This is a genomic window from Maribacter sp. R77961 (assembly GCF_044594925.1).
Classification (GTDB): domain Bacteria; phylum Bacteroidota; class Bacteroidia; order Flavobacteriales; family Flavobacteriaceae; genus Maribacter.
Genome location: NZ_CP138991.1, coordinates 1,488,489 through 1,507,344 on the forward strand (window position 1 = coordinate 1,488,489; position 18,856 = coordinate 1,507,344).

Here is an 18,856-nt window from a genome sequence, read left to right on the forward strand (position 1 = left end):
ACACTAAGATTTGGTTTATAAAAGTAGGAGTTAATTGCATTTAATAGTCGAAATGACCTTTTTTTTCGATGAAATACCATTTTTTCTAAAACAACCTGCTTTTTATCGGATAAAATCAAACTAATTGTAGTCTAAATTTGACAACAAGGGTGTTACGGAGTAAAATGAAGTATGGATTTTAATTTCTTTTTTTTTAACAATTTTTCACACTTTATTCGATAAACGGTTATTTTTATTAACATATCAAAGAAGCTCATTATCATTAAGTTAGTGAAAAAGAGTGCTTTTTTAACATCCACCCCAGAACACTATCGAGTAACCTTTACAAGATGAAATCTTCTCCCCCGAAGCTTCGGGACTAATTTTGTTCGTCCCTCACAAAATTCACTAGAAGTGACATTGAATGCTGTAGCGTATTATAGCTACCCTATCGAGCGGAGTCGAGATAAAAGACCCAAATAGCATACACGTAGAACTTGTTGTCTTCACCTATCCAGATGTATTGACTTCGACTCCACTCGGTCAACAATAAAATTTAGTTTCATCAAGGAAATGAGGGAAGCTAAAAATCTATGCTATACCCTTATAACAGACTTCTACTCCGCTCAATCTCCAAATTGACAGTACTAGAAAAAAGTTGATGAACCATAAATGAACTTCGGCGCTACTACGTCAAAGCTTTGACCACACCCTTTGCGACCAAAAACGCTCGCCCTGAGCATAGTCGAAGGGAACAACCAAAAACCATAAACCAGAAAACAGAAAACAGAAACCAACAACTAGTCATTACTTCCTCCTTACATACTAAAGAACCCTTTTATCTGTTATATTAAAAGTTCATCTAATTCCTTACGCTAATTAGTGGCATTTAACGATCTTTGCAGAAAATTTTACACCAACCATGAATATCAAAAACTTAGAATTACATCCTGATTATCATATACTTGTCACCGGTGGAGCCGGTTTTATAGGCTCCAATTTATGTGAAGCACTATTGAACAACGGGAACAGGGTAACTTGCTTTGATAATTTTGCGACAGGACATCAAAAGAATATCGCGCATTTAAGGGCTAATCCTAATTTTAATCTTATTGAAGGCGATATCCGAAATCTAGCCGATTGCCACAAGGCATGCCATGAAGTAGATTATGTTTTGCATCAAGCAGCCCTAGGATCCGTTCCCAGATCAATTAATGACCCCATCACGAGCAATGCGGTAAATGTTTCTGGGTTTTTAAATATGTTAGTAGCGGCAAGGGATGCCAAAATAAAACGTTTTGTCTATGCAGCGAGCTCTTCTACCTATGGCGATTCCGAAAGCCTGCCAAAAGTGGAGGATGTTATTGGAAAACCGCTTTCCCCCTACGCCATCACCAAGTATGTAAATGAATTGTATGCTGAAATTTTCAGCAATACCTATGGTCTGGAAACCATTGGTCTACGTTATTTTAATGTATTTGGACGCAAGCAAGACCCCAATGGAGCCTACGCCGCCGTAATTCCTAAATTCGTTATGAAATTAATGGCGCATGAATCTCCTGTTATTAACGGGGATGGTTCCTATTCTAGGGATTTCACCTATATCGATAATGTAATTGAAATGAACGTACGAGCCCTTTTGGGAACTACACCAGAAGCGATCAATACCGTTTATAATGTGGCCTTTGGCGAACGGACCGATTTAAATGAATTAGTGGCACTCTTAAAAGAATATTTAGGCGCATTTGACCCTAAAATTAAAACGATTGAAACGAGCTATGGTCCAAATAGACAGGGAGATGTCCCGCATTCCTTAGCGGCCATAACTAAAGGAAAATCTTTATTAGGGTACGACCCTCAATTTGATATCAAAAAAGGTCTGAAGGAAGCTGTTAACTGGTATTGGAAAAATTTGAAGTAATGCTTTCTATTGTAAAAGAAGACCTTTATAGATACACAGGAGAAATTAGTTATAAAGCGTTTAAGCAGGCGTTGAAAATACCTGGTTTTAAATTTACATTTGCTTTAAGAAAAATCCAGCACTCCAAAAAGTTAAGCTTTTCTGGTATTTACTACAGATTATTGTTTCAAAGGTATATGTATAGATATGGTTTTCAAATGCCAAATTTTACGAAAATTGGAAAAGGCTTTTATATAGGTCATTTTGGTAATATAGTAATTAATGGTAAAGCGGTTATTGGCAATTGGTGTAATATTTCTCAAGGAGTGACTATAGGTGAAACTTTTAGAGGCCCAAAAAAAGGTACTCCAAGGATAGGGAATGAAGTTTGGATAGGTACTAATAGCGTAATTGTAGGGAATATCAAAATCGGGAGTAACGTAATGATTGCTCCATTGACCTTTGTCAACATAGATATCCCAGATAATTCTTTAGTAATTGGAAACCCCTGTCAAATAATACCTAAAAGTAATGCTACCGAAGGATATATTAACAACATCTATAATAAAAAGGTATGAAAATAACAGTAATTGGCACCGGATATGTTGGCTTAGTTACGGGTACTTGTTTTGCCGAAATGGGCAATAAAATAACCTGTGTAGACATTGATAAAACCAAAATAGCGAACCTTACCAAAGGTATCATTCCTATCTATGAACCGGGATTGGAGGCTATGGTAAAACGTAATGTCGCCAACGGCACCCTTACTTTTGATACGGTATTATCCAATAGTATCGGAGATTGTGATATGGCATTTATAGCTGTTGGAACACCCATGGGCGAAGATGGTTCCGCAGATTTGCAATACGTATTACAAGTTGCCAAATCTATTGGAGAACATATGCAGAATCCGCTCATTGTTGTGGATAAATCTACCGTTCCTGTAGGAACGGCGGATAAGGTAAAGACTGTGATTGCAGAAGAATTGAAGAAAAGAAAAAAGGATATTCCTTTTCATGTCGTGTCCAATCCTGAATTTCTCAAAGAGGGAGATGCCATTAGTGATTTTATGAAACCGGACCGTGTGGTGGTAGGTACGGATGACAAGGATACCGCTGAAAAAATGCGACAGTTATATGCACCTTTCTTTAGGAGTAGTATGGACCGATTAATTACTATGGACGTACGCTCGGCAGAAATGACCAAATACGTAGCCAACGCCATGTTGGCTACAAAAATTTCCTTTATGAACGAAATCGCCAATATCTGTGAGTTGGTCGGTGCAGACGTGAACAAAGTACGGATCGGTATTGGTTCGGACAGCAGAATAGGCTACAGCTTTATTTATCCAGGCAGTGGTTACGGAGGATCCTGTTTTCCGAAAGACGTTAAAGCATTGAAGAAAGCAGCGGAACAAAATGGCTACGAGGCTAGATTAATTACCGCTGTAGAAGAAGTAAACGACAATCAAAAATTTGTCATCGCCAATAAGATCATTGCGCAGTACGGTACGGATTTAAAAGGTAAAACCTTTGCAGTTTGGGGTCTGGCCTTTAAACCGGGAACAGATGACATGCGAGAAGCACCGGCTATCTATATTATAAAAAAATTAGTTGCCTTAGGAGCTCAGGTAAAAGCATACGATCCCAAAGCCATACCCGAAGCACAGCATTTTTATTTAAAAGATACCCCTAATGTACACTTTACGGATACGAAGTATGATGCTCTGACCGATGCGGATGCCATGCTCTTGTTAACGGAATGGAAGGAATTTCGTTCGCCCGATTTTATGGAAATTAAAGATCGCCTTAAAAATCCAGTAATATTCGACGGAAGAAACCAATACAATGATGAACGAATGTCCGAATTGGGTTTTGAATACCATCAAATTGGTAAAAAATAAATAAAGTAAAACACTAACAATCTAATAAAATGAGTACTATTAAAATTGCCGTAATCGGTTTGGGTTATGTAGGCCTGCCCCTGGCCCGTTTATTTGCCACCAAATACAACGTCGTAGGTTTTGACATCAATCAGGAGCGTGTTTCGGGCTTACAAGCCGGAAGTGATAGCACCCTTGAGGTAGATGATGCCACCTTGCAGGCCGTTTTAAAGTCTAAAGATACGGATGGTAATGGTCTTTTATGCTCTAGTAATAGTGCCGATATTGCGGATTGCAATTACTATATTGTGACCGTCCCTACGCCAGTGGACAGTACCAACCGCCCTATTCTGACCCCTTTGTACAAATCGAGTGAGACCGTAGGAAAAGTGTTAAAAAAGGGAGATATTGTCGTATACGAATCTACAGTATATCCCGGGGTTACGGAGGAGGAATGTGTACCTGTACTAGAGCGTATCAGTGGTCTAAAATTTAACGAAGATTTTTTTGTAGGCTATTCTCCGGAGCGTATAAACCCGGGAGACAAGGAGCATACGGTTGAAAAGATACTGAAAGTCACTTCCGGTTCTACCCCGGAGATCGGTAAAAAAGTAGATGCCCTTTATGCTTCGGTCATTACGGCAGGCACCCATTTGGCACCGACCATAAAAGTTGCAGAGGCTGCAAAAGTGATCGAAAATTCGCAGCGCGATATCAATATTGCCTTTGTAAACGAGTTGGCAAAGATCTTTAATCTCATGGATATAGATACGCATAGCGTTCTGGAGGCTGCTGGTACCAAATGGAACTTCCTTCCCTTTAAACCAGGCTTGGTCGGTGGGCATTGTATTGGGGTAGACCCTTATTATTTGGCACAACGCGCACAGGAATTTGGCTACCATCCGGAAATTATTTTAGCAGGAAGGCGCTTAAACGATGGTATGGGCAAGTATGTGGCCAGTGAGGTCATTAAACTCATGGTACAAAAAGATGTAAAAATCAAAGGTGCGAAAATATTGGTACTAGGAATCACGTTTAAGGAAAACTGTCCCGATGTACGCAATACCAAAGCGGTTGACGTGATCTACAGTCTTAAAGAATACAGTACAGAGGTAACCATTTACGATCCCTGGGCATCCAGTACAGAAGTAGTAGAGGAATACAAGTTAAGTACAACACAGGAACTGCCTAAGGACACCTATGATGCCATTGTGCTCACGGTAGCCCATAAAGAGTTTCTTGGTTTAAATCTAAGAAGTATGCTAAAATCAAACGGAGTACTTTATGATGTAAAAGGTATTTTAACCGAGGACATAGAAGGGCGCCTTTAGTGAAAATTCATATTTGAAGATTCTACTCTTTTAAAATAAACTGAACTAATCATCTCTACATGTTCTATAAACTCGTTTCAAGCATAAAGCAAAAGCTTTCAAATTCAGTTTTACAGAACATTCTACTAGTAGGAGGTATTACGCTTATAGTTAAATTAATTTCATTTTATAAGGAAACCTTAATAGCCTCTTATTTTGGGTTATCAGAATTATTGGACACTTATTATATTGCAATATTAATACCTTCTTTTATTCAAAATGTTTTTGTTGGTTCGCTCAAAAATTTATTCATACCAAATTATATAATTGAAACTAAAACTACCAACAACAGAAAAGCTTTTCAGACTCTTACTATATTGGCGATACTAATCTTAACAATTATTTTAGTGCTGTTTGCGTTAGTGTTTTCTGAGTTTTTTTTGGAAAGTGTTTTTCCAGAGCATTCTCCTCAATATTATGGTTTAATAAGAAAACAACTTTATATAGCCCTACCTTGTCTTTTCTTTTGGGGGCTTTCTAGTTTGTTGAGCGGGCTACTAGAAATTGAAGGTTATTTCTTAATCTCTAATCTATCTCAATTATTTACCCCTTTAACAATCATTGTTTGTTTATTTTTTTTCGCATCGACCTTTGGTGATTATACACTTGTAGTTGGATTACTTTTAGGAAGTATTTTCAATTTTTTTTATTTACTTCTTTTTACAATAAATAAAAAATCACTCTATTTAGGTGAAATTTCAATCAATACTAATATGCAAATGATGATGCGACAATATTCTCCTAAAGTTATTTCCGGTTTACTTACGGGAATCAACCCATTTGTAGATCAATTCTTTGCCGCGCAATTGGTGATTGGTTCCATTGCGGCGATTAACTATGGAATCAAAATACCCACATTCATTGTTGGCATTGCATTAGTAGCTTTTGGAAACGTTTTACTACCCCATTTTTCTAAATTAATTACTGAAGATATCCAAAAAGCCTTTATTCAACTAAAGAAAATTCTAATTATTTTATTTTTGATATCGTCGTTGTTTGCAATAGTTGCAATATTTTTTTCATCAGATATTGTTCGAATTTTATTTGAAAGAAATCAGTTTAATTCAGGAAATACATTTGTTGTATCTAACCTGCAAAAAATATCTTTAGCTAACGTTCCATTTTATCTATGCACATTGATCTCTGTTTATTTTTTAACAGCCTTGAACAAAAATAGATTTATGGCTTGGATTTCCTTATTTAACTTAGTTCTAAACTTATTCTTAAACTTTTTTTTAGTTAAAAAACTAGGAGTATACGGTCTTGCATGGAGTACCACTATAGTATATTTCATATCTAATGCATTTTTTATGATTTTTATTTACAAACAATTTAAAAGAGCCATATAAATTGAATAGTTCCAAAAAGAATATTGCATTTTACATACATGATTTAGGTGCTGGTGGTGCCGAAAGGGTAGTCGTCAACCTATGTAATTCCTTAAAAGAGAATTATAACGTTTATATTATTACCAACTACAACCAATTTAATTATTATAAAATTGAAACCGATGTTGTCAGATTAGTTCTAAGTAATACCTCTAACAAAAGTAAAGGTAAATTATCCTCAATTTTAGAAAATTTCAAAAGAGTAAAATCCATATCCAAATTTGTAAAAAAATATAATATTAACCTACTAATTGGCTTTACTACCCACTGCTCTGTTTTGGCAATATTAGCCGCAAGAAGATGTCAAATTCCAGTAATTGTAAGTGAAAGAAGTAATCCAAATTATGATACTCAAAACATCTTTTGGTCAACCTTGAGAAAATTCTCTTATCCTTTGGCCAATAAATTAATTGTTCAAAATAAAGGAAACGTAGAGTATTTTAAAAATTTAGTTGATTCAAGAAAAATTAAAATAATATTAAATCCAATTTCAGAAGAGTTAAGGAAAAAACTAAAAGATAATTCTAGAAATTATGGGCATAAAAACATTTTAAATGTCGGGCGTCTAGATAATAATAAAGCTCAAGATTTATTAATCAGGGTATTTGCGAATCTTAATCTTGAAGGGTGGACATTGACCCTCGTAGGAGATGGCAACAAAAAAGAAGAATATCAAAACCTAGTAAAACAACTTAATGTTACGGATAAAGTTAAATTTATAGGTAGAGTTAAAAATGTGTCTAAGTACTATTTTGAATCAGATATTTTTGCTTTTACTTCTAAATCAGAAGGATTGCCAAATGCCCTAATGGAAGCTTTATATTATGGTTTAGCCTGTATTTCCACAAACTGCCCTTTTGGACCTGAAGAACTAATAACCCATGGTGAGAACGGCTTTCTAATCCCTGTTGAAAATCAAAATCAACTGGAAGTGTACATCATGGAATTAGTTAATAAACCAGATTTAATAGAAAAAATGGGAAAAGAAGCCTCAATTAGAGCTAAGAAATTTGAAATTGAAAATATTGTTCTAGAATGGGTTAATGAAATAGAATCTTTAGTTCAAATAAATGGAATGGGATGAAATATATTTATCAAAATAGGAGAGAAATCCTAAAACACTTAATTCTATCACTTTTCCTGCTAAATCTACCAGGTTTTTTATTTGTAAAATTAAATCCTTCCGTCTCAAGTTTTGCGAGTATCGCCTCATACATTCTTTTAATTATTTATTACATATCAGCTAAGGATAAAGGAAGACCTAACATGTGGATGTTTTTTTTAGTAATCTTATATTATTCCGTTTCTACATTATCCGGTCAGGAATTCACTCCGGAACCCTATTTTTATTTAATAGATATTTTTAAACTTTTGGTAGTTGTTATTTGTGGTCAGCAATTAATAATGAACACTACCTTAAAGGAACTTAATTACTACTTAATTATTGGTGCTCTTACTGTTCTTGCACATATATTTCTATTCTTTGACCCAATAAAAGATTCAGGTCGTTTTTATGGGTTTTATTTAAACCCGAACTCAGCAGGGTTTATTTGTTTAATAGGTTATAGTTTTACTTTTGCTTTAAAGAATAAGCCTCGTCTGATAAACCAAATTATATTTACTGCGATGGGCTTACTTACCTTTTCTCGTACTTTTTTATTGATATGGGTATTAATTAATATAATTTCGTTAAAAGTTAGTTTCAAAAATATTAAGTTTTTTGTGTATGGTTTTATTATCATTTCCATTTTGATAAGTTTTTCTGACCTACTACCTTTTCAAAACGTAAGATTAAAACAACTTACTGATTTTTTTAATGGAAACCAGATAAATGTTAGCGAAGTAAATGAAGATTCTCGATCGGGAACATGGTCATTATATTATAGTTACATAATTAATAAACCCTTTTTCGGAAATGGATTAAACTCTTTTGAAGGAGGACTCGTATCTCAACAAATAGGTTTTCCAGTGGGTGTACATAATAGTTATCTAAAAGTTTTAGGCGAAGCGGGGCTTTTTGTTTTTATCTATTTCTTAATGATGAATTTTAAAATGGTTTCACAAAGCATCAAATTATTTAGGTCTAAACCATATTTGTTTATTGCCTTATTTTCCTTACTTGTATTTCTGCTAACAAACCATGAATATTTCTCGATTCATTACATATTATTAATTTCTATGTGGATACAAAATCAATTGATTATTTATTCTATAAACAACAGACTACTCAGCAATATCTACTAATTAGAACCTAAAATAAATATATGTGTGGTATATACTTGACCAATATCCCCTTCAACAGAGAAGAGGTTAAAATCAAATTAGAGAAAATACAATATCGAGGTCCCGATCATACGGGTGTCTCTAAAGTGGACAATATTACACTAGGACACTTGCGTTTATCCATTTTAGATCTAGACCCACGCTCTAATCAACCCATGAACTATGAACAATACCATATTACCTTTAATGGTGAAATTTATAACTATCTGGATATAAAAACTGAATTAGAAAAGTTAGGTTATTATTTTAAAACAACATCTGATACCGAGGTTCTATTAATGGGTTTTAAGCATTGGGGTAAAGCTTTACTACCTAAATTAAATGGCATGTTTGCTTTTTGTATTTACAATAGTGAGACTAAAAAAGTTTTCTGTGCTAGAGATCGCATGGGTGTAAAACCCTTTTATTACTATTGGAATAGAGGGGAATTTGAGATTTGCAGCCAACTAAGACCTATAGCAAAAGGTAAAGAATTATTTGAGGAAGCTATTCCCATGTATTTAGAAACTAGATACATACCCTCCCCATATTCTATTTATAAGAACGTTTATAAATTACCTCCGGGTAAATTTATGGTTATCGATACCTTGAACAACAACCTTAAAATAGAAGAGTATTGGAATCTAGAAAGAGTTTTGCCTTCAACATTAAGCTACGAAGATGCAAAATCTAACTTGCATGATTTAATTCGTGATGCTGTTAAAATTCGTTTGCAATCAGATGTTCCTATTGGTACATTTTTATCAGGCGGTATTGATTCCTCATTGGTATCAGCAATAGCAGCAGAACAATCGGAAAGAAAAATAAAGACCTTTACCATAGGTTTCGAAAATCCAGAATACAACGAAAGTGATGTTGCTGAGCAGTTTGCCCAAATTATTGGGTCTGAACATACCACAACCATGTGTACTTCTAAAGATATTTTAGAGCTGATTCCAAAAGTTTTTGAAGTTTATGATGAGCCTTTTGCCGACGAATCTGCCTTACCATCATTATTGTTAAATCAAGTCACTAAAAAACACGTTACTGTTGCCCTATCTGGTGATGGTGGTGATGAAAGTTTTTTAGGCTACAATCATTTTAATAGGCTACAAAAATATTTTCCAATTTATAATTTTCCCCTTTGGTTCAGAAAGTTTATTTCAAAAACACCCGCACCTAGTTTATTGGGGGTTGGTTCTGAAGCAGGAATTAACTCTCTTATTACGAAAGACGCCGATGAATTAATTGCCAATACTTTTCTCGGTGCAGAAGCGATTACTGAAAATTCAAATAGAAATTGGCTGCATTCACACTATTCAGATTATAAAGCATGGGCTAAAAACCCCCTTCAGCGGGCGGCTGATTTAAATATTAAATTATGGCTTGAAAACGATAGCAACGTAAAGGTTGATCGTGCTAGCATGGCTTATTCTGTTGAAGTACGTAGTCCTTTTTTAGATTATAGAATTGTTGAATTTGCCAGAAACTTACCCATAAAATATAGATATGAAAATGGTATCGGAAAACTTATTTTAAGGGACATACTTGAAGAGTATATCCCTAGAAATATCTTCTCACAACCAAAGAAAGGCTTTGGAGTACCTTTAGGCCATTGGATTCAAAAAGAATTAAAAGAAGAAATTCTTGATTCTTTAAATGACGAATTCTTGACTACCATACCTTATTTAGATATAAAGAAATTTAAAAAACAACTTTCATCGCACATGAAAGGAGAATTAAACAACCAAGCTAATATTTGGAAACTATACGTGCTGAAAAAATGGTTTGATATAAAGAAAGTCTAAGATGAAATATAAAATAGACTTCATTATTGGTAGTTTAAGGTCCGGAGGGGCTGAGCGGGTAGTTGTTAATTTAGCCAACCATCTAGCCTCAAAAAATCATGAAATTCGAATAATAACCTTTATTGATGGTGATTTCTATGATTTAAATCCTAGAATTAACAGAATTCGTTTTCATAAAAAAAGGATAATTCAACAAGCCATACCAAGAGCACTATTTAATCTAGCCAGATTTTATAAAAAAAAGAAGAACAGACCAAATGTTATAAGCTCACATATAGGACTCATGGGAATGGCTACAATTCCTATTGCCAAGTTATATAAAATTAAAATCATAGTTTCAGAGCATTCCAATCATTTAAGGTTTATCAATAATTTTTCTAATCGTATTGTTTGGGACTTTTTATATCCTAAAGTAAATGCAATTACAATATTAACTAGATACGATTTAGAATATTTTAAGCAAAAAAATGAGAACGTGATTGTTATGGAAAATCCATGTTCCTTTAGGCCAAGCAAAGGTTTAGATAAAGAAAAAACTATACTTGCCGTAGGTAACATGAATCGCTATGAAGAAAAAGGTTTTGATAATTTATTAAAGGGATTAGCTAAAGTATTGCCTGAAAACAAAGAATGGAAAGTAAAGCTAGTTGGTGGTGGCGATAATGGTATTTCAACTTTAAAAGAATTAGTTAAAGATTTAAAAATCGAACATTTTGTGACTTTTACAGGTTTCAGGAACGATGTGAATTTTTTAATGCAAAAATCGGAAATATTCGTCCTAAGTTCTAAATATGAAGGAATGCCAATGGCACTATTAGAGGCATTATCGCAAGAAATGGCATGCATAGCCTATGATTGCGTCTCTGGACCATCGGACATTATAAATAGCGGTGAAAACGGAATTTTAGTAGAAAACCAGAATCTCGATAAACTTATCTCTAACATTGTTAAAGTAATGAAAGATGATGAGCTTAGGAATAATTTAGGTAGAAATGGTTTTCAAAACCTAAAGAGATACGACATTAGTGAAGTTGGAGATAAATGGATTAAATTAATTGAAAGCATTTAACTGTATGTCAACTAAAAAAATAGCCATCTTAATTGTATCCATGGAGGGTGGCGGTGCAGAAAGAGTGGTAGCTTACCTAAGTGATTATTTAGTGAAGCAAGAACATGAGGTACATCTTTTTCTATTGAACAATGCCATTAGCTATGAAATACCGGATGGAGTAACACTTCATCTTTTAAGTGAATCGAAGGAATTTGGTAGTGGTTTTAAGAAATTAATGTTACTACCATTTCAAGCAATAAAATACGGAAGGCTTCTGAACAGCTTAAATATTTCTCATAGTTTAAGTTTTCTGACAAGACCCAATTATATTAATGTACTTGCAAAATGGCTTTCTAAGGGTAACTTTCTTACCGTTCTAAACGAACGTTCCTATCCTAGTATGCACTATGCGGATAATAGCTTACAGTCAAAACTAAATAAGCGACTAATTAAATGGTTATACCCAAAAGGCAAAAAAATCATTGGGAATTCTTACGGAAATCATGATGATCTAATTGAGAACTTCAATATTCCCAAGGAAAAGATGCAGGTAATTCAGAACCCGGTTGACTTGGCTAAAATAAATGCCATTACTCCAAAAAAAGCTTTTTTTGACAAGAGTTACTTTAATATCATTACTGTGGGGCGTTTAGATGCTGGTAAAAATCATCAAATGCTAATAAATGCCATGGCCTTGCTAAATGAAAAAAACTCAAGACTATATATTTTGGGTTCTGGTGGGCTAAAAAGTAAACTAGAAGCACTTATAACAGCATTAGAACTTAATGACCGAGTATTCTTAATGGGCTTTGATAGTAATCCCTATCAATTCATAAAAGAAGCTGACTTATTTATTTTTGGCTCTAACCATGAAGGTTTTCCTAATGTTCTGCTAGAAGCAATGGCCTGTGGAAAAGCTATCATAAGTACGAACTGTAAGGCAGGGCCCTCCGAAATCATGAAACTAACTGAAGAAAAAAAATCAGATATCATGAAAACTGATTATGGTATTCTTACTCCGATTGACAATGCCCATTTTATGGCTAAGGCAATTGAACTGATGATTACCAATACCAGTTATAAGAAGTCTTGTGAAAAAAACGTTCTAGTCCGCGTAAAGGACTTTGAAAAGGATAAAATACTAAGTCTTTTTTATAAAGCAATAGAAAACTAATTTCTAGCAGCGTCATAAAAAAAACAATCTGATATTCATGGGAAACAACAAATCAAAACTTTTCAGAATCACAACCATAGCAGGTTCACTAAACGGCCTCTTGAAAGGACAGCTGCGCTATATGAATACTGCTTTTGATGTGTATGGGGTTTCTGCCAGTGGAAATGGAAAGATCAATAAGGTAGCGGAACGCGAAGGCGTAAAGGTTATTCCCGTGGAAATGACAAGGCAGATCACCCCCCTCAAAGATATAAAAAGTGTGTATCAGCTTTACAGAATCTTACGGAAACACAAGCCTTTAATTGTTCATACCCACACGCCAAAGGCAGGTATAGTGGGCATGTTTGCTTCATGGTTGGCCAGAGTACCTTTAAGGTTACATGACGTAGCAGGTTTACCGTTATTGGAAGCCCAAGGCTCAAAACGGAAACTTTTGGATATTGTTGAGAAAATGACCTACGCATTTGCCTCACACGTCTATCCAAATTCTCATGGATTAAAAGCTATTATTACGCAAAACAATTATTGCAATCCAAACAAATTGAAAGTACTGGGAGACGGCAGTTCTAATGGTACGGATACCCAATATTTTAACCCTTCCTTGATTACCGATACGGCTATTTTAGATTTAAAGGCAAAGCTGGGCATTAAGGAAACCGATCATGTATTTGTTTTTATTGGTCGCTTGGTCACTGACAAAGGCGTTAATGAGCTAGTTGCTGCGTTCTGTGAACTCCATAATAGTGTTGAAAACACAAAACTTGTTTTAGTCGGCCCTCATGAACCCGATTTAGACCCATTATTACCGGAAACAGAAAAATTAATTGCCGCCAATACGGCTATTATTACTCCGGGTACTATAATGGATGTTAGACCCTACTATGCCATAGCGGATGCATTCGTGTTTCCAAGCTATAGAGAAGGGTTCCCAAATGTAGTGATGGAAGCCAATGCTATGGGCATACCGGCCATAGTTAGTGATATTAATGGTAATAATGAAATTATTGAGCACGGGAAAAGTGGTATCATTATTCCGGTTAAGGACAGCACGGCAATTTTAGATGAAATGACCACCTTTATGAAAAATCCAAAAGCATACGTAACACTTCCTCCTTCAGAAATAAGAAATTCTATTATTGAGAAGTATGATTGTAAAAAAATTTGGAAATATATAAGTAAGGAGTATGCCTTACTCACCAAAGAGTTACAATCATAGTACTTTTTTTAGCAGCATCATTATCTAGTGACTAAAATGCACAATTTTAGTCTATTACATCTAGTTTGCTTTGGACGCTACTTAAATAATTTTAATGTAAAAATTGTAGTAAAGTACGATTGGCCTACGATTTGGAATAAAATTCTAGAAGAATACCAAACACCATACTAATTGGAGGTAGTTTAATTCTCACGGATACCTGTTAACTTCTATTAGATAACCTTAATCCAAAAATTTAGTGTTTACTTTGTATGCGTTGTACCTTTCCCCCTAATTAGAGCTCATACTAATTTTACCTTATAATGACCAACAAACCATTGAAGATTGTTTTTTTATTAAGTAGAATAGAAACAACGGGTGTTACTACACATACTATAGATTTAGCAAAGGGATTAACAGATTTAGGACATCGTATTCTATTAATTACCGGTGGTATAAGTAGAGAAAAGAACGCACGTGTAGAACTATTTTACCAACAGTTTAAAGAAATGGGGGTTACCGTAAAAGAGTTTAAAACACCTGAAGGCGGTTTACTGAGTAAGGGTGTACAAACTATAGGTTCCGTTTTTAACATGCTTAAATGGATTAGGAAATATAACCCGCACGTTATACATGCACAATCGCCATATATGACTTTTGTACCATGGTTACTGGGTAAAAAATTTACAACTACGATACACCAAATGGGCCTTAAGCCAAACTTAAAGTTTAAAACACCTACCCATGTTATTGCTATTAGCGAGGAGTCTAAAAGGGATAGTATTTTAAACTACGGGATTACAGAAGACCAAGTAAGTATTATTCATCATGGTGTAAATAAAAGATATGCTACAGCAATTACCATAGACGAAAAGCTAGCCTTAAAGAAATCATTAGGTATTCCTGAAAATAAAATCGTTGTAGGGGCCGTTAGTAGTTTATCCTTAAGAAAGGGAACGGATATTATGGTGAAGGCCTTGGAAGAACTCTCGAAAGATATAAAACAAAAACTATATTTTGTTTTTGTGGGTGGCGAACTAAACTCTAAGGAATATAATTGGTTAAGTGGTATGATTTCAGATGCAAAAATTGCCTCATTCACAAAGCAAATTGCGTTTAGAGACCCTAAACCTTTTTATGATATTTTTGATATTTTTGTACTACCCTCTAGAATGGAATCTTTTCCATTAGTAACTTTAGAAGCTATGATGAGTGGTTGTTGCCCTATTAGAAGTAATACCGAGGGTGCCTATGAACAAATTAACGACGGGGTCGATGGACTTTTGTTTACTACAGAAAAACATGAAGAATTAAGTGCTTGCTTAACACAGCTCGTAAACAATAAAGATAAGATGCAGCTATTGGCTAAAAATGCCAAAGAAAAAGCTTTGGCCACTTTTACCATACCGGTAATGACCCAGGAAACCTTAAAAATTTACGAAAAAATTAAAATTCATAACGCTTAATAATGTACCAAAAGGCAGTTAAAAGTAGTCTGGACTTTCTTGTTGCGCTAGGGGTATTTATCACCTTCCTACCACTATTCTTAGCATTGACCATACTCCTAATTATAGCCAACAATGGCAAACCGTTTTTCTATCAAAGGAGACCCGGTAAAAACGAGCGTATCTTTAGTATTATAAAGTTCAAGACCATGAACGATAAAAAAGATGCGAATGGAAAATTACTACCAGATTTTAAACGCATTACCAAAGTAGGTAAATTTATTAGAGAAAATTCGTTGGATGAATTACCTCAGCTACTCAACGTAATAAAAGGGGATATGTCCTTTGTAGGCCCCAGACCTTTATTAGTATCCTATCTTGAGCATTACAACCAAGAAGAGGCCAAAAGACATTTGGTTAAACCTGGTATTACCGGATGGGCTCAAGTAAACGGTAGGAACGCTATAAGTTGGGAAGAAAAATTTAAATACGACGTGTGGTACGTTAACCACATAGGATTTAAACTAGATTTCATAATTCTATTAAAAACAGTACAAAAAGTGTTTAAGAAAGAGGGCATTTCTGCCAGTGAGACCGTTACCATGGAATTATTTACCGGTTCTAACAAGCAACAACAACTAAAATAAGTCATAAGATGGTATCAATTATAGAAGCTAAAACAGCATGGAAAACTACTGTCGGTGCTATGAAAAATCATGATTTTTATCATACGTACGATTACCATCATATTTCGAAAAAAGAAGACGAGCACCCCATACTCTTTAGCTATACCGAGGGAGATGTTGTAATCGTAATTCCTTTTTTAAAGCGGGCAATTCCAAATACGGATTATTTTGATCTAACTTCAGTCTACGGCTATGCGGGGCCCCTCTCCAGTAATGTAGATTCAAGCTTTGACACTTCTAAATTTAAGAAGGCCCTGGACAACTGGTTGAACGACGAGAAAATAATCGCCGTTTTTTCTAGACTTCACCCCTATCTAGAGCATCAAAATCATATTCTGAGTGGTATGGGCTCCCGACCCATGCTTGGTAAAGTGGTGAACATAGATATCGCACAATCTTTGGAAGAGCAAAGAAAGCAATATGGAAAAAGCACTAAGAACAGAACGAATAAATGCCGAAGACTTTGTGAGGTAAAGAAAGCCGAGACGGATGAGGAGATAAATACCTTTATCGATATTTATTATGAGAATATGGATAGGCTTTCTGCAAATAAAAACTATTATTTTTCCAGAGAATACTTTTTTAATTTCCTAAAATGTGAAGATTTCGAGACCGATATTCTTTTGGTGAACCACTTAGAAGACAACTATACAGTTGCCGCCTCTATGTTCGTAAAAACAGGTAAGATCGTACAATTTCATTTATCCGGCAGTAGAACGGACTACCTCTCTATTGCTCCGGCTAATCTTTTCTTGGACGAAATGCGCTTGCGAGGTACAGCGGAAGGTTACACCTATTTTAACCTCGGTGGCGGACTAGGTGGTAGGGAAGATTCCCTTTATAATTTTAAGGCCTCTTTTTCAAAAACATATAAAGAGTTCTCCGTTTGGAAATATATTGCAAATCAAGAAATTTACGATGCACTTTCAAAAGACAAGGCTAACACTGATACTGACTATTTTCCTTTGTACAGGAGCAATTAAAACTACTATCTTGGCACAGAATCACATTCAAATAGAAAATGCAAAGAACGGCACCACGGATTGGGAATTAACGAATCCTGCTATAAATCGTGAAATTGAGGGTTATGCTAGCTTAACTAGTATTAACAAGGGACAGCAAATTGACTTTTTTGTAAATACCGCAGCAGCGGAATTTAGCGCCACTACTTTTAGGATGGGCTGGTATAATGGCAAAGGGGGCAGATTGGTCGATGGCCCTATTACCTTAAAAGGCAGTGAACAAAACATTCCTGTCCCCGATAAAGAGACAGGTCTAGTGGCCTGTGATTGGGATGTAGCATATACACTTACGGGGACAGATGCTATGGAAACGGGTGTTTACCTGACCAAGTTAGAAGAGTTCACTACAGGAAAACAGAGTTATATTATTTTTGTTATCCGAGATGCGACACTAAAACCAGACCTCCTTTTTCAATTACCGGTAACCACCTACCAAGCCTATAATTTTTGGGGTGGAAAATCGCTTTACAACTGGGCGAGTGGTTCACTTGTCAATTGGGGAACAAAGGAAGGTAAACATGCGGACAAAGTTTCTTTTGATCGGCCTTATTCCGGCAGTCATAATAGTAAAGCATCTTATGGAATTGGAGCCGGCGACTTCTTGACCAATGTGGCACCTACCGCTATGGGGTATCCTATTAGTAGCGCGGGATGGGACTATAATATGCTAAGATGGTTAGAAAAAAATGGATATAATGTGGGCTACATTACCAACGTAGATACGCATCAAAACATAGCATTACTTGCTAACACCAAATTATTTGTCTCCCATGGGCATGATGAGTATTGGTCCAAAACAATGCGGGACAATGTAGAAGAGATAAGGGATAAAGGAGTTAATTTAACATTTTTTGCCTCTAACGCCGTCTATTGGCAAATTCGATTTGAACCTAGTGCAACCACCGGTGTGGCGGACAGGACCATAGTCTGTTACAAAGAACCAGAGCGTGACCCGGTGCAGGGAGTAACGACATCGACCAATTTTAGAGAGGCGCCCGTAAACAATCCGGAAGCGGCCCTCTTAGGTGTGCAATATGTAAACGACCCCGTTACGGGAGATATTACTATAAGCAATGCAGGGCATTGGATTTACGAAGGTACAGGCTTAAAAGATGGCGATTCCTTAAAGGGCCTGTTGGGCTATGAAAGTGATGCACTACATGCCAATTCTCCTGAAAACATAACGGTTCTGGCTAGCTCAAAAAGTATAAACCTGTACAAGAACGATTATAAATATATAGCCAAACAGAATATTGACCTGATCAAGAATAAGGTTACAGCTGTTTTGACAAATAAATTTGGCATGAGCGAATCCATAAGCAAAAATATACTGATAGGGCTGTTCTTATTATTCTTAGGCACTTTCATAGTGATACAGTTTTATGTTTTTAAACGATATCCTAGTCTTGGGATATTCATAGGGTTCGCGACTATTATCATCCCTATAGTCGTTTTCTTATGGCGGATTAATTCGTTCAACAAAAATTACGCTGCCGATTTTGATTCACATATGACCTTGTACAAACACAGTTCTGGATCGCAAGTTTTCGCAACCGGTTCTATGCAGTGGGCTTGGGGCCTTGATGACTACAATGCACCTAAACTGAGAAAATCCTGCAAAACCGAACAAGTATCGAGGATAACCAAAAACATTCTTAAAGAATTTGGTGCCGAAGCGGGCAATTGATCAACGC

The 18,856-nt window shown here is 35.5% G+C and carries 15 protein-coding genes; all 15 read left to right on the forward strand.

The window, feature by feature from the left end; translation table 11 throughout:
• The first annotated feature begins 901 nt into the window (after positions 1 to 901).
• The 15 genes from SJY09_RS06475 (at position 902) to SJY09_RS06545 (ending at position 18,849) form a co-directional block, all read left to right on the forward strand.
• Positions 902 to 1,900 (forward strand): SDR family oxidoreductase, encoded by a 999-nt coding sequence (locus SJY09_RS06475; protein ID WP_396638145.1) that lies wholly within the window; start codon positions 902 to 904, stop codon positions 1,898 to 1,900.
• Complete coding sequence (locus SJY09_RS06480) at positions 1,882 to 2,457, forward strand: serine acetyltransferase (protein WP_396638146.1); 576 nt, start codon at positions 1,882 to 1,884, stop codon at positions 2,455 to 2,457. Before SJY09_RS06475 ends, SJY09_RS06480 begins: the two co-directional genes overlap by 19 nt.
• Positions 2,454 to 3,782 carry a UDP-glucose dehydrogenase family protein gene (locus tag SJY09_RS06485; RefSeq protein WP_396638147.1) on the forward strand — a complete coding sequence of 443 codons (1,329 nt, stop codon included), beginning with the start codon at positions 2,454 to 2,456 and terminating at the stop codon, positions 3,780 to 3,782. The genes SJY09_RS06480 and SJY09_RS06485 overlap by 4 nt, the downstream gene beginning before the upstream one ends.
• Positions 3,783 to 3,811: 29 nt before the next feature.
• A complete protein-coding gene (locus SJY09_RS06490) occupies positions 3,812 to 5,092 on the forward strand; it encodes a nucleotide sugar dehydrogenase (protein ID WP_396638148.1) in 1,281 nt (426 codons plus the stop codon).
• Between the two features lie 59 nt (positions 5,093 to 5,151).
• The gene (murJ, locus tag SJY09_RS06495) at positions 5,152 to 6,480 is read left to right on the forward strand and encodes a murein biosynthesis integral membrane protein MurJ (protein WP_396638149.1); all 1,329 of its coding nucleotides are present in this window, start codon (positions 5,152 to 5,154) and stop codon (positions 6,478 to 6,480) included.
• A gap of 1 nt (position 6,481) precedes the next feature.
• Positions 6,482 to 7,603, forward strand: a complete 1,122-nt coding sequence (locus SJY09_RS06500; protein WP_396638150.1) for a glycosyltransferase family 4 protein — start codon at positions 6,482 to 6,484, stop codon at positions 7,601 to 7,603.
• Positions 7,600 to 8,763, forward strand: coding sequence for an O-antigen ligase family protein (locus SJY09_RS06505; RefSeq protein ID WP_396638151.1), 1,164 nt, complete (start codon positions 7,600 to 7,602; stop codon positions 8,761 to 8,763). The genes SJY09_RS06500 and SJY09_RS06505 overlap by 4 nt, the downstream gene beginning before the upstream one ends.
• 20 nt (positions 8,764 to 8,783) lie before the next feature.
• On the forward strand, positions 8,784 to 10,589 hold the full coding sequence (asnB, locus tag SJY09_RS06510) for an asparagine synthase (glutamine-hydrolyzing) (protein ID WP_396638152.1): 1,806 nt from the start codon (positions 8,784 to 8,786) through the stop codon (positions 10,587 to 10,589).
• Between the two features lies 1 nt (position 10,590).
• Positions 10,591 to 11,658 (forward strand): glycosyltransferase family 4 protein, encoded by a 1,068-nt coding sequence (locus tag SJY09_RS06515; RefSeq protein ID WP_396638153.1) that lies wholly within the window; start codon positions 10,591 to 10,593, stop codon positions 11,656 to 11,658.
• Between the two features lie 4 nt (positions 11,659 to 11,662).
• Positions 11,663 to 12,814 carry a glycosyltransferase gene (locus SJY09_RS06520; protein ID WP_396638154.1) on the forward strand — a complete coding sequence of 384 codons (1,152 nt, stop codon included), beginning with the start codon at positions 11,663 to 11,665 and terminating at the stop codon, positions 12,812 to 12,814.
• A 37-nt stretch (positions 12,815 to 12,851) separates the two neighbouring features.
• Positions 12,852 to 14,030 (forward strand): glycosyltransferase family 4 protein, encoded by a 1,179-nt coding sequence (locus SJY09_RS06525; protein ID WP_396638155.1) that lies wholly within the window; start codon positions 12,852 to 12,854, stop codon positions 14,028 to 14,030.
• A gap of 302 nt (positions 14,031 to 14,332) precedes the next feature.
• Entirely contained in the window at positions 14,333 to 15,475 is a 1,143-nt protein-coding gene (locus SJY09_RS06530) for a glycosyltransferase family 4 protein (RefSeq protein ID WP_396638156.1), read from the forward strand.
• A 2-nt stretch (positions 15,476 to 15,477) separates the two neighbouring features.
• Positions 15,478 to 16,101, forward strand: a complete 624-nt coding sequence (locus tag SJY09_RS06535) for a sugar transferase (RefSeq protein WP_396638157.1) — start codon at positions 15,478 to 15,480, stop codon at positions 16,099 to 16,101.
• Positions 16,102 to 16,109: 8 nt separating this feature from the next.
• Positions 16,110 to 17,123, forward strand: coding sequence for a peptidoglycan bridge formation glycyltransferase FemA/FemB family protein (locus tag SJY09_RS06540; RefSeq protein ID WP_396638158.1), 1,014 nt, complete (start codon positions 16,110 to 16,112; stop codon positions 17,121 to 17,123).
• A gap of 10 nt (positions 17,124 to 17,133) precedes the next feature.
• On the forward strand, positions 17,134 to 18,849 hold the full coding sequence (locus SJY09_RS06545; RefSeq protein WP_396638159.1) for a N,N-dimethylformamidase beta subunit family domain-containing protein: 1,716 nt from the start codon (positions 17,134 to 17,136) through the stop codon (positions 18,847 to 18,849).
• Positions 18,850 to 18,856: the final 7 nt, after the last annotated feature.

What these genes read in the sequence shown, in the direction of transcription:
- SJY09_RS06475 (WP_396638145.1), top strand. Translation starts at nt 902, where the DNA reads ATGAATATCAAAAACTTAGAATTACATCCTGATTATCATATACTTGTC.
- SJY09_RS06485 (WP_396638147.1), top strand. Translation starts at nt 2,454, where the DNA reads ATGAAAATAACAGTAATTGGCACCGGATATGTTGGCTTAGTTACGGGT.
- SJY09_RS06490 (WP_396638148.1), top strand. Translation starts at nt 3,812, where the DNA reads ATGAGTACTATTAAAATTGCCGTAATCGGTTTGGGTTATGTAGGCCTG.
- murJ (WP_396638149.1), top strand. Translation starts at nt 5,152, where the DNA reads ATGTTCTATAAACTCGTTTCAAGCATAAAGCAAAAGCTTTCAAATTCA.
- SJY09_RS06505 (WP_396638151.1), top strand. Translation starts at nt 7,600, where the DNA reads ATGAAATATATTTATCAAAATAGGAGAGAAATCCTAAAACACTTAATT.
- asnB (WP_396638152.1), top strand. Translation starts at nt 8,784, where the DNA reads ATGTGTGGTATATACTTGACCAATATCCCCTTCAACAGAGAAGAGGTT.
- SJY09_RS06515 (WP_396638153.1), top strand. Translation starts at nt 10,591, where the DNA reads ATGAAATATAAAATAGACTTCATTATTGGTAGTTTAAGGTCCGGAGGG.
- SJY09_RS06520 (WP_396638154.1), top strand. Translation starts at nt 11,663, where the DNA reads ATGTCAACTAAAAAAATAGCCATCTTAATTGTATCCATGGAGGGTGGC.
- SJY09_RS06525 (WP_396638155.1), top strand. Translation starts at nt 12,852, where the DNA reads ATGGGAAACAACAAATCAAAACTTTTCAGAATCACAACCATAGCAGGT.
- SJY09_RS06530 (WP_396638156.1), top strand. Translation starts at nt 14,333, where the DNA reads ATGACCAACAAACCATTGAAGATTGTTTTTTTATTAAGTAGAATAGAA.
- SJY09_RS06535 (WP_396638157.1), top strand. Translation starts at nt 15,478, where the DNA reads ATGTACCAAAAGGCAGTTAAAAGTAGTCTGGACTTTCTTGTTGCGCTA.
- SJY09_RS06540 (WP_396638158.1), top strand. Translation starts at nt 16,110, where the DNA reads ATGGTATCAATTATAGAAGCTAAAACAGCATGGAAAACTACTGTCGGT.